General features: G+C 61.2%; 10 protein-coding genes. 2 read left to right on the top strand and 8 right to left on the bottom strand.

Annotated features, from left to right (window positions below; translation table 11 throughout):
• Position 1: 1 nt before the first annotated feature.
• Together NEK97_RS07535 and NEK97_RS07530 are read left to right on the top strand one after the other, a co-directional pair.
• The gene (locus tag NEK97_RS07535; protein WP_235520592.1) at positions 2 to 859 is read left to right on the top strand and encodes an ABC transporter permease; all 858 of its coding nucleotides are present in this window, start codon (positions 2 to 4) and stop codon (positions 857 to 859) included.
• Positions 860 to 1,588, top strand: coding sequence for an ABC transporter ATP-binding protein (locus tag NEK97_RS07530; protein WP_257369193.1), 729 nt, complete (start codon positions 860 to 862; stop codon positions 1,586 to 1,588).
• 194 nt (positions 1,589 to 1,782) lie between these two features.
• On the opposite strand, the gene NEK97_RS07525 is transcribed toward NEK97_RS07530, so the two are convergent.
• From NEK97_RS07525 to NEK97_RS07490, 8 genes are all read right to left on the bottom strand, one after another.
• The gene (locus tag NEK97_RS07525) at positions 1,783 to 4,026 is read right to left on the bottom strand and encodes a hypothetical protein (protein ID WP_257369192.1); all 2,244 of its coding nucleotides are present in this window, start codon (positions 4,024 to 4,026) and stop codon (positions 1,783 to 1,785) included.
• Between the two features lie 110 nt (positions 4,027 to 4,136).
• Positions 4,137 to 5,168 carry a flippase-like domain-containing protein gene (locus tag NEK97_RS07520; protein WP_257369191.1) on the bottom strand — a complete coding sequence of 344 codons (1,032 nt, stop codon included), beginning with the start codon at positions 5,166 to 5,168 and terminating at the stop codon, positions 4,137 to 4,139.
• The gene (locus tag NEK97_RS07515; RefSeq protein ID WP_257369190.1) at positions 5,165 to 5,920 is read right to left on the bottom strand and encodes a glycosyltransferase; all 756 of its coding nucleotides are present in this window, start codon (positions 5,918 to 5,920) and stop codon (positions 5,165 to 5,167) included. The genes NEK97_RS07520 and NEK97_RS07515 overlap by 4 nt, the downstream gene beginning before the upstream one ends.
• Before the next feature lie 237 nt (positions 5,921 to 6,157).
• A complete protein-coding gene (locus NEK97_RS07510; RefSeq protein ID WP_257369295.1) occupies positions 6,158 to 9,250 on the bottom strand; it encodes a chitobiase/beta-hexosaminidase C-terminal domain-containing protein in 3,093 nt (1,030 codons plus the stop codon).
• Positions 9,250 to 9,777 (bottom strand): hypothetical protein, encoded by a 528-nt coding sequence (locus NEK97_RS07505; RefSeq protein ID WP_235520587.1) that lies wholly within the window; start codon positions 9,775 to 9,777, stop codon positions 9,250 to 9,252. Before NEK97_RS07505 ends, NEK97_RS07510 begins: the two co-directional genes overlap by 1 nt.
• 84 nt (positions 9,778 to 9,861) lie before the next feature.
• Positions 9,862 to 10,662 carry a hypothetical protein gene (locus tag NEK97_RS07500; RefSeq protein WP_257369189.1) on the bottom strand — a complete coding sequence of 267 codons (801 nt, stop codon included), beginning with the start codon at positions 10,660 to 10,662 and terminating at the stop codon, positions 9,862 to 9,864.
• Between the two features lie 128 nt (positions 10,663 to 10,790).
• On the bottom strand, positions 10,791 to 12,137 hold the full coding sequence (locus tag NEK97_RS07495) for a hypothetical protein (RefSeq protein WP_257369188.1): 1,347 nt from the start codon (positions 12,135 to 12,137) through the stop codon (positions 10,791 to 10,793).
• A gap of 236 nt (positions 12,138 to 12,373) precedes the next feature.
• On the bottom strand, positions 12,374 to 15,109 hold the full coding sequence (locus NEK97_RS07490) for a GH25 family lysozyme (protein WP_374111518.1): 2,736 nt from the start codon (positions 15,107 to 15,109) through the stop codon (positions 12,374 to 12,376).
• Positions 15,110 to 15,185: the final 76 nt, after the last annotated feature.

Raw genomic sequence — 15,185 nt, 5'->3', positions numbered from 1 at the left:
GATGGCCAATTCCACTGATACATATGCTGTTCCGGGGGTAGGCGCCGGGCTTCTGGATGTCTACCGCCGGCGTTTCCTTCTGAAGCTGATCGTCCGCAAGGAACTTCGGGTCCGGTACCGCGGGTCCGTCCTTGGCTTGGCTTGGTCCTACGTCAAGCCATTGGTCCAGTACGTCGTGCTGTTCTTCGCTTTGGGAATTGTGTTGAGGGTCGGGGACCAGATCCCCAACTATGCGCTCTACATGTTCTCGGGCGTTATTGTCATCAACTTCTTCACCGAAGCCTTCTCCAACGCAACGCGTTCGATTGTGTCGAATGCAGCACTGGTCAAGAAGATATACCTTCCACGCGAGCTCTTCCCCGTGGCGTCCGTGTGGGTGGCCGCAGTCCACTTCCTGCCGCAACTGGTGGTGCTGCTTGCTGCTGCATTGCTGAACGGATGGCATCCTGACGTTATGCAGCTTTTCGGTGCCCTCCTGGGATTCGTCATTGTTGCGGTCACGGCCACTGGACTGGGTCTGCTGGCTGGAGCCATCAACGTCTTCTTCCGCGATGCGGAGAACATCGTTGACATGCTGATGATGGTCATTACCTGGACTTCGCCGGTGCTTTATGACTGGACCATGATCCGCCGATTGGCAGCACCGTGGGTCCTGTTCGTCTATCAGTTGAACCCGATTACGGTGGCTGTGGAACTGTTCCACTGGGCGTTCTGGTACCCCACCGTGGACCGGCCGGTGGAATTGCCACCGCATCTTCTGATCACGGGGTTCGTTGGTTTGGGCATGGCAGCACTGTTCCTGGTCATCGGCCAGCTCGTGTTCCGTCGGCTCGAGGGCCATTTTGCGCAGGAGGTTTAGTTGGGCGCCGCAGTAATCGTCAAAGGGTTGAAGAAAACCTTCAATCTTCGGCACTCGCACTCGCTGAAAGAGACCCTTGTTTGGCTCGTGAAGGGCCGCAAGGGAGACCTGACCAGGAAGTTCGATGCCCTGCACGATGTCAGCTTCGAAATCCAGCCGGGGGAGACCGTCGCTTTGCTGGGCTTCAACGGTTCAGGCAAGTCCACGCTGTTGAAGCTCATCTCGGGCGTTATCCTTCCCGATAAGGGAACGGTCCGGACCAAGGGCCGGGTTGCCGGTCTCATCGAGGTTGGCGCGGGATTCCACCCGGACTTGTCCGGGCGTGAAAATGTATTTCTCAATGCTGCAATCCTGGGTATGACGGAGCAGGAGATCAACGATAAGTTCGATGACATCGTGGCTTTCTCCGAGATTGAGCAGTTCATTGACACCGAAGTGAAGTTCTATTCATCGGGTATGTTCCTTCGGCTGGCCTTCGCAGTGGCTGTCCATACCCAGCCTGACATCTTCCTGGTGGACGAAATCCTGGCAGTCGGCGACGAACCCTTCCAGAAGAAGTGCCTGGCCAAAATCAAGCAACTCTCTGATGAAGGCCGTACCCTGGTTGTGGTTAGCCACGACCTGGACATGATTGCCCGCATCTGCGATCGCGGGGTGGTCCTTTCGGACGGAACCGTGCAGTTCGAGGGTCCAGCCCAGGAAGCCGTAGCCTGGCTGCGTGACCGCTGACGTATCGAATGTGATGTAGCCCGTTACCGGGTACTGGACAGGAAGGCCACCCATCTCCACGGAGAAGGGGGGCCTTCTCCGTGTTCCGGGACATGCGGGATACCCAAGTGAGCCGTCACCAGCGAGAAAAGGAGCGTCCATCCCGTGACGGGACGGACGCTCCTGGGCTGACTGGAACCGTCGTGCTTTGGGTCCTAGACAGTCACCTTCTGTGCGGTCTTCGGTGCTGTGGTCTCAGCTGCTGTGGTGTTCCGGCGTCGGCGAACATAATGGATGACGGTAAAGAGCAGAATCCCGAACCAGGCGAGAGCCTGCGCGGCGAGTCCTATGGTGAGTCCCGGCGTCGTGAATGTGATGTCGACTGACTTGGCTCCGGCTGGAACGTCGACCAGTATGACGCCTGCGGGTCCCTGGGTCAGCGTCTGCGGCTGGCCGTCAACCTTGACTGAGTAGCCGGGCCACGCGAGTCGGGCGAGCGTGAGTTGACCGGCGCTGCCAGAGCCGGACAGGGTGACCTTCTCATCAGTCCCATTCCGGACGGAGTCCTGCACGGATACGCCCTCAGATGCCCAGGAAACCGTTCCAGGGTAGGGGAGGGGCTTGTCCCGTCGCAGGATGGTCCGGGAGTCGTCAGAGGAAACGATCGACCATCCCGGTGCAACCTTAAGTTGATCAGGTGCTATGAGGGTCTTCTGCACCGCGACCGTTTCCACTTGCAGGACGTCTGCAAGTGTGGCGTCGATTTTGTCGGAGGCCGGTTTGAACAGCTCCGTATAGGCGAGCGGGCACGTCTCGCCACGGTAGTTCATGCACAGGGCGTTGACGTACGTGGTGAAGCTGATTCCGCTGTAGCGGCCCATGCTGTTGTTGACGTCAGCGTTGAGGATCTGGTTGCCATAAAGCAACTGGCCCCCGGTAAATTCCTTTCCAGTGATCTTCATGGTGTTGAAGATCTGGATGGTATTGCCCTTGTAGTCGCTGGTGGCATCCCGAAGCGTCTCGGCATCGACCGGCGATCCAATTCCTGCCACAGCGTTATTGGGGACAAACTGCCTGGACTGCATTCCAAGCGTTGCAATGGTTCCAATAACCAATACGGCCGCCAGGCCCTTGTATCCAAAGCGCCGCCAGCCAAAGATGGCCAGGCAGACCAGGCCCAGCGTGACAGCCAGCGTGAAGATCTGCCACTTGCCACCACCGGGAACCATGGACCACGCCCGATACGTGCCGAAAGCGAGGATCGCCACGGTGATGAAAAGCCGCTTTTTCCAGGCAGTGGTCTTCAGTCCGGCAGAGGCGACCACTGCAACAAGGACGATGACACCGAGGTAGACGTATTCGATCAGGCGGATCGGCCAGCGGAAGACCAGCACCTGTGAAGGTGCAAAGGTCAGCAGGAAGTAGATACCGGTGATGACGTAGATGCTGAAGATCTGGCGGGACCTGCCGCGGAAGCTCCGGAAATCGAGCCATGGAAGCAGCGGAAGGACAAACCAGGCCAGGTAGCTGGACGGTACGTTGTCGATAGGCGCCCAGAAATTGTTGATACGGGGAGTCATCGAGGACGTGCTCATGGTCAGCAGCGACGACATATCCGGTGACAGGAAGAGGTCGTTCAGGATTTCGTTCTGCTGCCGCACGGTAACAGCGGAGCTCAAAGGCAGCGGGAAGTACACGAGGACCGCTGTCAGTCCTACCAGGGCGCCCACGATAACGATAGGGATGAGCCTGCGCCAGTGGCGCATCAGCATCAGCTCGACGGCCACGGCACCGAGGACCAGGATGACGCCGATCGCGCCGTAGGGGTTGCCGGCAGTCATGGTGAGGAAGCCCAGAAGGAAAGGCAGGAAGGGGGAGGTGTTGCGGCGTGCGTAGCGGCGAACCGACCACCAGAACACGGTGATCCATGCGAACGCCATCAGGCCTCCGGGCCAGCGGGCAGCCTCATAGAAGAGCGTGAATCCACTGAAGGGGATTGCAACGCCGGCGGCCAGTGCCAAGGGCCGGTTCGAACCGTAGTCACGGGCGAGCATGTAGGTGCCAAAGGCCAGCAGTGCGATGAACTGGATGATGATGAAGTAGCTCGCCAGGGACAGGTTTTCGAAGTTCGAAACGATGACCGAGTTGACGATGTTCACCGGGTTGAAGATGCCGTAGCCGACTTCGGCCACGATGTTGCCGCCTACCCATCCACCGGGTTCCATTAAGGGGAAACGGCCGGAGCGGATCTCCTCGCCCATGTGGCGCCACAGGGGGAGGAAGGACTGCATCATGTCATCCCAGTAGTAGAACGTGGGATTGAAGAGCCTGGGAATGATGGAGGCAACGGCCGCTATCGCGGCGGTGACGATGCCCCAATGCCAATCGCGCTGCATAAAGTAGCGCCGGCTGGTTCGCGGTCGGCGCTGGGCAGTTGCCCCCGAGGTTCCTGCGGTCATGGTGGTACCTTGCTCCTTAGCACGGCATGTGTATGAAAGTTGGCTGACTGCCTTGGGCGGTCTGCGGGGCTTGCGTCCTTGAGGGCTGGTTGCCATTGCGGAACCGGCCGCTAGTTGGCGTTGTTGTCCGTTTGCTCGGCAGGGGCCTTGGCAAGAGTTGGGTGCCGCCAGCGGAAATGGATGTAGGCGATGCCCACACACAGCAGGTCGGCCACCGTGAACATGATCCGGGAGAGGGCTGCGATGGCCGTAGCCGCGCCTGCGCTCATCATTCCGGCCAGTGCCAGGATGAGGATCGCTTCCCTGGCCCCCACACCAGCCGGAAGCAGGAAGGCGAGCACCCCAAGGGTCATGCCCAAGGCCAGGGCACCGGTGAGTACAAGGAACGTGGCAAGGTCCAGCGTGGCCTCATGGCCCACCAGGATCCACAGATGGAGCCCGAAGCAGAGGTACATGAGGACACCGAGAATGAAAGCCTTCACCATGGTGTTGGCTTGAATCCGCTCGGGGAGAGGCGGGCGCCGGAAGACCCTAAGGACAGTGTTGACGAGGAAGGTTACGACATTGGGGTTCATGGCCAGGATGACCACCGGAAGGATCACGTACAGCCACTGCAGGTTGGGTTCCCGCTGGACAAGGATGGGAAGCGACGACGCGCCGACTACCAGGGCCGCACCAATGGTGATTCCGGTGCTGACCAGTGAGGCCACAAAGACCTGGGCTCGTGCGATCCCGTTCTTACGGCCCAATTCCATCTGCAGGACGAAGGCCCAGACAGATCCAGGAAGGTACTTGCCGATCTGACCCACCAGGTAGATCTGGTTGAGGACCAGTCCCGGGGGTTCGATGTCCACGGACTTCAGGAGACTGCTCATCACGACCCGCCACATGTACATGCCGAGCAGGACTCCCGGGATGAGAGCGAGGAGGGACAGAAGGATCTGCCACCACTGCAGGGCGAATACTGTGGCCTGCACCTGCGGCCACTGGGTGGCGATGAAGTAGACAGCTGCCGCGAATACGAGGACGACCAAGGCCCGCCGGGCGAAGTCGACCAGCTTGGACTTGGCGCTCTTCGCCGGTGGCTGTTCCTGGTTCAGGTCGTTATCGTTCGAGGGCGTCTCGGCAATTGATCCTGTCATGACGCGTGGGTTCCTGTGCTGGGCGCGGCTGCAAATTCACGACGACGGCGGCGCATGGCCAGCAATCCCTTGAACATCTTGACGACGTCGGCAATGCGGATGGTGGTTTCGCTGGGATCGTCGTCGGGCGCCAGGGTGACGGGCACCTCGACGATTGTGAAACCCTGTTTCTCCGCTGCGTAGACAACCTGCGTGCTGAAAAGGAAGCCCGGATCGTCGAAGCGGTCGACCATGCTCCGCAACCAGTCGCCGTCGACAATCAACGTTCCCTGTGAATCGCCAACCCTGGACGCAAGGATGACCTGGCGCAGGGTCTTGAAACCGAAAGTGGTGAGTCCCCGCAGAGGACTGCGCTGGATGTTGGAGTCTTTGTGCGCCTTGGAACCGATGACGATATGGGGCTTCGGGTCCAGCTTCTTGTCTTCGTCGAGGTCGTCGGTTCCGAAAGGGAGGTCGTCCGCAGTGAGAAGCACCCGGCGGCCCGAACTGGCTTCGATGCCGGTCCTGAGGGCGTTGCCCATCCCCTTCTGGCTTTGGAGTACGTGGAAGGTGACGTGGGGAGTGTCAACAGCGTGCTGACGTGCAACCTCAAGTGTTTTGTCCGTGGATCCGTTTTCCACGATGATGATCTCGGAGGTGCCACTGGTCAAATAGCCGGTGAGACGGGCCATTGTTGCCGCCAATATCCGTTCTCCGTTGTAGACCGGGATCACAACGGAGAGGTCCGGTTGGCCTGCCTGGTCGAAAGTCAAGACTCTCCTCGGTAGTTCGTGCCGACGAGATTCTTATACGCCAGCCACAGCCCGCAACGCTGGCGTCACGAGGTCCTTGCAAACCCTCAGTCTAGTTCATCGCAGTATGCCTTCTGTGGACCGGAGGCCACTTTTGGCGCATTGAGGACACCGGGACAGCCACTGCGCAAACCAAAAGGGTGCACCGGATATTCTCCGGTGCACCCTTCCAAAGGGCAAGCTACCCCTGTTTCGGCTTTATGGGAGGGAAGTGAAACCCTGCCATCCTGTGCCTATCTGGCTCCAAGCCAGCCAGCCTCCACTGCCGTTCCCGGGATAGAGCCAAAGGTTGCCGCTGGCATCGCGGGCCATGACATCGGCCTTGCCGTTGCCGTTGAAGTCGCCGGGGCCAAGGAGTGCAGTCATGCCACCCCAACCGCTGCCGATTTGCGAGCGGGTACCCCAGCCAGCGGAGCCGTTGCCCGGGTATAGCCACAGGGCGCCCCCGGTGTCGCGGGCCAGTATGTCTGTCTTCCCGTCTCCGTTGAAATCTCCAGTGCTGAAGATCGCGTTCATGGTGTTCCACCCTGAACCCACTTGGGTCCGGCCGGAGCTGAACTGACCCAGGCCATCGCCCTTGTAGAGCCACAGAATGCCTGATGCATCCCTGGCGAGGACATCGGCTTTTCCGTCGCCGCTGAAGTCGCCAGGTGCCACGATCGACGTCATGCCGGTCCACCCGGAGCCAACCGCAACTGCAGGCTGCCAGCCACCCAGGCCATTGCCTTTGAAGAGCCAGAGCTGGCCTGCGGAGTCACGGGCCAGGACATCGCTGCGGCCGTCTCCGCTGAAGTCCCGGGTTGGAACCAGCAGGTTGTAGTTGTTCCAGCCTGTGCCGGTGTTGACCCTGGTCAGCCAGCCACCAGTTCCGTTTCCGGGGTACAGCCACAGCGTGCCGGCGCTGTCCCGGGCAAGGACGTCATTCTTGCTGTCCGCGTTGAAGTCCTTCCACGTGTTCGCCGGTGCTGCGGGCACTGTGTAGGTCTGCGACGCTACGGCAGATTGGTTGCCTGCCGCGTCAACTGCGAAGTACTTCACTGTTGTGGTTGCGGTTGGAGTCAGGGTCACAGTCGTGATACCGCTCGGGCTTGTCAGGGTCGGGGTGGAATTGTCCGTCGAGTAGTAGATCTTGGCCCCGGTTTCCGTGGTCAACGTGATCTTCTGTCCGAGCGAAATGTTTCCACCCAGCGGACTGGGAGTGACAACAGGAGCAGTGCTGTCCAGTACGTAGGCTCGGGACTGAGGTGCCGAGGCATTGTTGGATGCGTCAACGGCGATGAAACTGACCGTCTTGGTACCCATCGCAATCGGACCTGCATATAGGGTGCTGGCTGTTGTCGGCGTGGTGCCGTTTTCCGTGTAGTAGATCTTGGCGCCGGCTTCGTTGGCCGTCAACGTTATCTTGGTGCCCGGACCATATGTTCCGGCCGCGGGATCGGCTGAAACCGTGGGTGGAGTGGTATCAGCAATGAAGACAGTGAAGTTGACGCCGGCGACTGTCGTATTGCCTGCAGCATCCCTGGCTTCTACCTCGAACCGGTTGGCACCGTTGGCGATATCAGCGTAGACCTTGGGTGAAGTGCACTCCGTGAAGGCGTTGGTGCCCAAACGGCAGCGGAATCCTGCGACGTCCGTGGAGTTCGACGAGAACATGAATTGGTACCCGGCTCCTACGGTGGCTCCACTTGCCGGAGCGGTGATGGCCACTTGTGGTGCCGTCAGGTCCGCTGTGACATTTATCGATGTAGCAGGGCTGACGTTACCTGCCGGGTCTGTGCTGCGGATCCGCAAGGTGTGAGCACCCTCGGTTGTCAGGCTGAAGGTGTCTCCGGGTACGCAGGTCTTGAAGGCACTATCCGCAGTTGAATCGACCGAGCAGGCCAGGGTTGTGCCAGTTTCGAAGGTTGCGCCCAGCACAGGCTTGCCGTTGACCACTTGCCCGCTGTTTGGCGCCGTGAAGACCGGAGGCGCCGGGGCGACCGTGTCCACCTTGAAGGTCCGTGACACCGGAACTCCTCCGGGGGCGGGCCGGACAGAGAAGGTCTGGGATCCGTTGGTCAGGGTTGCCGCCGTGTACGTACCGCTGGTGCAGTCCGTCCACGCGCCGCCCATGGAGCATTCCAAGGCGCTGCCGGCGGGATCGGAACTCACTCCGAATGTTGGTGTGGTGTCATTCGTGAAGTCAGGGTTGGGCGCTTGTGTCCCATTCGCCTGGGTAGGCCCGGACGTGATCTTTGCTGTTACGCCGCCAAGAATACTGACGCGTCCCTGGCCGGTGGCCGGTGCCGCGTTCAACTGACCGGGGTCATCCATGACCAGGAGCTGGCCGCCCCGCATCCCGAGTCCGCCGATTTTGCTGAAGCCCAAGGCCCACGAGTTGTCGACGACGCCGGTTGTCAGGTCAAGTTTCGATACCTTGTCCTTTCCGGCGTCAGCAGCCGTGGCCGCCGTTCCGGTACCGGCATAGATAACGTTGGCGTCGTAGTCGTAATGGATGGACGACGCAATTCCCACGTTGTAGGAAGCCGCGGGCACATAGTTCGTCATATCCCCATCATCGGGGGCTGAGAAGGCCTTCATCCCGGTGGTTTCCAGGACATAGACGCTGACGTGGCCGTTGCTGTCCCGTCCCGCGGCTACCAGGCCCAGGGACTTTGTGGTCACCGATGCGATGGTCTCGATGCTGGGGTGCATGATGGTGGGATCGACGATCTTGATGATCGATCGTGCGTTCGCAAATGACAGGTAGATGTTGCCGTCGGGGCCATCGCTGACAGCGTTTGGGCGAACATCGCCATCAAGGATGGACAGGGTACTGCTGTACTCGAAAAGGTCCGACGGCGGATCCCAAACCGCCCTGACCAGGCGCGAACTCCCGGCCGCGGCGTCCGGGATGAACGCGGTCTCGTCGCCGCTTCCGACTGAGGAAGGGGTCGGATCCAGGACGACTGCGACTCCGGGCAACACTGGGCCTTTGCTGCCGCCTTGCGAGCTCCCGCCCAAGCATGTGCTCTTATCAATCGTGCCCGGCTGGCCGTTGGAGGGCTCAGACATCCGGCAGAAGCCGGCAACGCTGTCCGACACCCAGACGTGGCCGAGGGGGTCCAGTACGGACCCCGCGGACTTGGTCAGCCCGGTCCCAATGACCTGCCGTTGCTGGTCCGCGTGGGCGGGAGTGCTGGAAACCACTGCGGTCATTCCGGCTACGGCCAGGATCGAAGCAGCCCAGAAAGTGGTGACCCTGTGCGCCCGACGCCCCAGTCCGCCGTCGTTCTTCATCTGCCTGATCATCACGCCACTTCCTTCAGCCACTTTGTCAGGACTGCCGATTGCGGCGCCATGGGTGCCAGGGTCAGGGCGCCCTTGACGATCGGTACGCCGCCCAAGCCAAAAAGTGCTGTACTGATGGTTGGCGGGTTGCTTCGGGTGCATGCCTTGATGATTGCCAGGAGGATGTCGTTGCGCGACCCCGTGGCGCCGGCCGCGACGGCAACATTGACCGCTGCATTTTCTTCTGCGGTCAGGACCCACGGCTGAGGGCCGACGAATGTCACCACGACATCCGAGAATTTCTTGTATTGGGTGTTTGCCCATACTTCTTCGAGGCTGGACAGAATGATCAGCGGAAGTCCGTTTGGCCCACGGCACTCGAATTGATAGCGCTTTACGGGTTCGGGTCTTTCAACGCGTGGTTTGACGGCATCGCCGACATTAGTTACGCCGAGCTTGAATGGCTCAACATTTTCAACGACCTTGACCGAGCAGCCCGTAAGAACGAGACCGACTAGGCCAAGCTGGACGATAGCGCGTCTTGGCATGTCCACCGAGGGATCCCCACTTCATTCGGATGCTCCCCAGCTCCGCATGCAGTTGGATTTTCGCCCCAGCCGTTGCCGGCTGCATTACTCTATCTTCTCCCAAATTCCGCATTTGTCACTAGTCAGGACGTCTTTTTCTGCCAGCGTGATTCCGGACTGTCCTTCTGCTGCGCCGCCCGTCGACTTCACTTTGCCGTCCACCCCGGCAACGGACCAGGCACATCCCTCGGGAGGGGCTTTGCGCAGATGGAACCTGCCCGGCGTCAATCCATCAGCCGACACCGGGTAGGTGCCGTCGGCTGCCCTTGCCCCTGACGCCCAGAGTGCAATGATCTTTCCCTGCGGACCGCGAGGGCACAGTTCGCTGGCCGCCCGCAGCAGGGGTCGCGGGCTCTGGCCAAAGAGTTCGGACGCGGCATCATCGCTGACACGGGTGCACAGCCCCAAAGCGGCAAGGTAGGCGTCCAGGCCATCGGAGGGGTTCACTCCGGGCTGGGCTATGGAGATGATTCTTGCTTCGTCTTCCGTCGGTTCATACGGGTCCGGTCCTTCGTACCGTGCCTGGCAGGAAGCCAGCCGAAGATATCCCGTGGAAGACCAGACTTCGGCGAGGCTGGACAGCGTCACGTCGGGTACGCCGTCGAGGCTTGAACAGAGGTAGGAGAATCGGCCGGAGTCATCGGGTGCGCCCGCTCCTTGGCCGCTGCCCGCTCCTTGGCCGCTGCCCGGGTCCGTGGTGGGGCCCGCTTCCGTGCCGGAGGGCGTTGGTGTTGGCGAGGATGTTGCTGATGGCGTCGAACTGGCCGTGGGCTGTGGAGGAGCGGCCGTGGAGCAACCGGAAACGAGGAGCAGCAAAGCTGCCGCCAGTGGGTACAACGCTCTCATGGTGACCTCCAACTCCATGGTTGCCCGGCAAAAGACGCTGGTCAACGGATATGTGGGCGATCTGAGTATCGATACCACTACGAATCAACCCGGGTCCCTGATCAAGGGAGCAGGGCCCGGGCAAGGCTTTAGGCCAACATGCCGTCCAGGGTGTTGATGATGGTGGCCTCAACGCCGGTGGTGCCGCCCTTGAAATGTGCAATGTGCCCGTACACCGTCATGGCCCCACCTGCGATGCCCGGGTAATCGGGATCCCAGCCCCCCTCGTAGCTGCCCCCGGCCGAGTAGGGCGGGAGGAACTGCGCACTGGGCAGGTAGTAGCACGACTCATTTCCGTAGCCACCGACGATCACGCCGTTCGCTCCGCCGTACCTTCCACGGAAGTACGCAGCGTAACCGCTGACGAGCTCACCCCCGACGATCCCGATCCTCAATTGGGGGCTGCCGCCAAACTTCCACACCTGGAACGGGCAGGCCACGGATGTCGCGTAGCTGCCACTGTCGATCCGGCCGATCATGACTTGGGCATGACGTCCGTACCATGCAGGGTTTCCGTCGAGGTTCGGCAGCCGTGAGGCGTACGCCGCCCGAACGGCTGCCATGTTTCCTGCGGTCGGAGTGATGTCCAAGGGAATTTGGATTTCCTTGTAACTGGTTTGCAGGGGGCTGCCGATTGTGCGACCGGCGCTCTGCATCGCCGTCGAAACCGCTGAGCCGAGTGTTGTGGCGTATTCATCCCGCAGTTCCCAGCTGGGCACGCCCATGGGGTTTTGATCTCCGGCCGCACCTTGGAGGAACAATGCGAAACACCCCGGGTTGTTGTTTTCGATGTAGTTGCACGCCCCCGCAGGAAAATCGCCGTCGAACAGCGTCCGCATGCCCGCTGCGACAGGATGGCACGCGTAGTTGAAGATGACCGCACGGGGCACGCCGTTTCCCTTGCGCATCACAATGACGGGCACAGTGTTCTCAAGATAGGAAAGACCTGCGCGGTTGTACGCGATGCTCGCCGTAGTGACCTTGTAGTCGAGCGTCACTGACGTCTGCGCGGCATTCAGGGCAGTCTGGGCTGCCTCCACCAGATCATCTTCGAGTTGCTGGCTGTAGGTCTCGACCATCGAAAGGTCCGATAAGCCGTAACACATGAATGGGTGGAGCGTATCGATCACCACTGGGCCGTTGTGGGTGTGCGTGGACTGGATCAGGATGTCGCTGTTGGACCAGTCTGCCAGGGCCAGGATGCGTTGGCGGGCCCTTTGATGGATGGACCTGGGCAGCGCCAGGATGTCGACGCTCATGATCAGGTTGGGGGAGCCGTTCTCCCACAGGACGATGGCCCGGGCCCACAATGATTCGTAGGGGTCGCTGCTGGTGGCCTCACGGCCGCCGTCGAGCGTTCCGTACCCGGCCATATACGGATTGACGTCAAGCGATGGCGAAATGCTCACTTGGGCCGTCGAAACGGTAAACGCCATGAAAGATCACTCCTTGATTGTGCGCAATGGTGACCTTCGTTTGCCCCCAAACAAAGCCCGTTTCCCGGTAGCGCTTAACAGCCAATACGTGAGACCACCTTCATTAGATCACGCGTTGCGCGGAATCCGGCGTGTCAGATGCACCAAATATTTATCGTTTTCTCTTCGGGTATTTGGTTAAACAAAAAGGGCCGGCACACTCCATTCAGAAGCGTGCGGCCCTTCATGCCATGGTTCTATCTGGAAGCCGGCCTAAAAATGGTCAAGCCATTCCAGCCGGTGCCCACGGTACTGGGCTGGCCCCATGCCCGGTTCTGGCCCACGGGGTAGTAGCGGAGATCGCCGGTGGTGGTCCGGGCGATGATTCCCGAGGTGCCGGTTCCCGCGAATCCCTTAACGGCTCCAAAACTGGAGATGGCGTCCCAGCCGACCCCGATGACACTCGGCGACTCCTGGATAAAGGAACCGCTTCCGTTGGACCGGTAGAGCCTCAGGTCACCGTTGCTGCCCTTGGCCAGAAGATCGGCGTTCGAATCCTTATCGAAGTCCATTTGCAGGATCTCAAGGCCTCCCCAACCCGTGCCAATCTGCACGCGGGGGCCCAGTCCGTTGCCGTTGGGGTTGCTGATGTAGAACATGCGGCCCGAAGGGTCGTAGCCTGTGATGCCTGGCAGGGCATCGGACTTCTTCCATGAGCCGACTGTCAACGTCCAGTCCTTCCAACCCGTCCCGAGGCTGATCGGGGACCCAAAGCCACTGCCCTTCAGGCCTGGATAGACATTCAGGCGGCCGTCGGACCACTGCGCGAGGATGTCCAGGGCACCATCCCCATTCCAATCGGTGAGGAAACCGGCCTTCAGCCCAGTCCACTGCGTGCCGATGCGTTCCGCGCCGAGAAGCGACGTGGATCCTGTTGCAGCGTAGCGGTAGAGGTTGCCGTCCGTCCGTACGGCCAGGACGTCGGCAGCGTCGACGCCGAGTGTTGAAGCCACGTCTACCGGGGCTCCACTGATCAGCGCGGCATCATTCCAACCGAGGCCGGTCAGGAAGCGGTTGCCCCACGATCCCGATTCCGCGGGGTAGTAGAACAAGTCACCGTTTGCGGCGCGTGCCTGCAGGCCCTGCGAACCGGACCCGTTGAACCCGGATGAGGAGCTGACCGAGGTCATGGCTGACCAGCCGTTGCCGATCACACTGCTTGCTTCGGGAACAAACGATCCGAGCCCGTTCGACCGGTAGAGCCGCATGGTTCCGTCGGACGTCCTGGAAACGATGTCCTGGCTGCCGTCGTCGTCGAAGTCGAGTTGGTTGATCTGGTGACCGCCGAAGCCCGTCCCAATGAGGACGCCTCCGCCCAAGCCCCGACCGGAGGCGTTTTGGTAGCGGAAGAGATTGCCGTCCCCGTCCAGCCCGATGACCCCCGGGTAGGCGTCTTTGGAGTTCCACCAACCAACTGTAAGAGACATTTCCTGCCAGCCTGACCCAACTTGAATGGGGGCAAGGAAGCCGCCGCGGGGGGCTCCCGGGTACACCTGAAGGCTGCCGTCGGGCCATTGGGAGAGGATGTCCTGGACCCCGTCCTGGTTCCAGTCGACCACATAGATGGCCTTGGCATTGCCCCACCCGGAGCCAATGGCGACCGGACCCGTGATGCTGCCTTGGCCATCTGCCGGGAAGTTGTCCAGCCGACCGGATGAGCTGGTCGCCAGGACGTCTGCCCCCGACCTGATGGAGGGGGCGGAGGGGGTGTCCGCACCCCGGGCGAAGGTCCGCAGCTGGTCGTAGCTGCCGTTGAAGATGTTGGAGTCACCCTCGAACGGTCCGGTGCTGCTGTATTGCCACATGGAGTAGTTGCCCCAGCTCACGGGCAAGGTTCCGGGCGTGTTGGTGGGGTTGTTCCAGTAGGAGGCGATCCACAAGGGATAGCTGCCGAAAGTGGAGTTCCCCACGCACGTGTTCCACCAGTCCGTGGTGCTGTAGATGACAGGGAACCGGCCCGTCAGCGCCATGACGGTGTTGCCGAAGTCTGCGGCCCACTGGCCAAGTTGCGCCTTGGACATGTCGTAGCACGTGTTCCCGAAGTAGAAGCCGTTGATGGTGCGTCCGGCATAGGGGTTGTACTCAATGTCGAGGACGGGCGGAAGGGTGTAACCGTCCGCGGTCCAGCCTCCGCCATTGGCCACAAAATACCTGGCCTGGTCAGCGCCTGAGGACCAGTTGGGAATGGCAAAGTGGTAGGCCCCACGCACCATGCCTGCGTTTCGTGAGCCGTCGTATTGCTGGGCGTAGTTTTCGTTGAGGTAGTAATTGCCTTCAGTTGCCTTGACGTATGCCCACCTCGAGCCCTGGTTCCATTGGCTCTGCCAGTCGACGTTGCCCTGGTGGGCACTGACGTCCTGGCCCGCAATCCCGATGCTGGGCCGCCAGTGTCCTGTGTCAGCCCCCAAGGGCTGGACCGGGGCTTGCTCAAGCGTTTGGGCGTCCGCAGGTGCCGGGGAACCCTTTCCTTGGGCGGCGGCAGTGACCCGTGGGGAGCGCTGTCCCATCTCGGCTCCGCCGGCCGGGATAGCTGATCTCATCGCCGCGTTCTTTGCCACCGCGTCTTGCCCGCTGCCCGGCAACGCCTTTGGATCCGGCGCCTGCGCCGCCTCGTTCAACGGTTGGCCGGGCGGCTGCGTCGGCGGGGAGGAAGGTCCGACGGCGGTTCCCGGCTTGGGTTCCGCGGGTGCGGTCGGAGGGACATACGGTTGGGCATCCTTCTGGGGAGCCACAGCGTCTGTGCCCGTCGGAGCGGGACGTGGGCCCTGCGATGGCGTCGGTTGCGACGTGGCAGACGGAGCCGGCTGGGGTGCCGTTGCCACGGCTTGCGCAGGAGCTCCGAGGCAACTGCCCGCCACGAGGGCGGTGGCAAGGGCAAGGCCTGCGTTGGTCCACGTCAACCGTCGGGGCGCGTTGAGGGATGGTTTTTTCATTTGCATTCCGGCCCTGTGCCGCGGCTCAGCGGCGCATGGTGTGGCTTGCGGACAAGCTCCGGGGCGGGCGCCTGCG

Source organism: Paenarthrobacter sp. UW852 (genome assembly GCF_024608385.1).
Classification (GTDB): Bacteria; Actinomycetota; Actinomycetes; order Actinomycetales; family Micrococcaceae; genus Arthrobacter.
Note: the sequence above shows the minus strand (reverse complement) of the source record. Positions and strands in the feature narration are given on the sequence as shown.

Coding starts and splice junctions, on each gene's coding strand:
- NEK97_RS07525 (WP_257369192.1), bottom strand. CDS start 4,026: ATGACCGCAGGAACCTCGGGGGCAACTGCCCAGCGCCGACCGCGAACC.
- NEK97_RS07500 (WP_257369189.1), bottom strand. CDS start 10,662: ATGAGAGCGTTGTACCCACTGGCGGCAGCTTTGCTGCTCCTCGTTTCC.
- NEK97_RS07490 (WP_374111518.1), bottom strand. CDS start 15,109: ATGAAAAAACCATCCCTCAACGCGCCCCGACGGTTGACGTGGACCAAC.
- NEK97_RS07505 (WP_235520587.1), bottom strand. CDS start 9,777: ATGCCAAGACGCGCTATCGTCCAGCTTGGCCTAGTCGGTCTCGTTCTT.
- NEK97_RS07510 (WP_257369295.1), bottom strand. CDS start 9,250: ATGATCAGGCAGATGAAGAACGACGGCGGACTGGGGCGTCGGGCGCAC.
- NEK97_RS07535 (WP_235520592.1), top strand. CDS start 2: ATGGCCAATTCCACTGATACATATGCTGTTCCGGGGGTAGGCGCCGGG.
- NEK97_RS07520 (WP_257369191.1), bottom strand. CDS start 5,168: ATGACAGGATCAATTGCCGAGACGCCCTCGAACGATAACGACCTGAAC.
- NEK97_RS07495 (WP_257369188.1), bottom strand. CDS start 12,137: ATGGCGTTTACCGTTTCGACGGCCCAAGTGAGCATTTCGCCATCGCTT.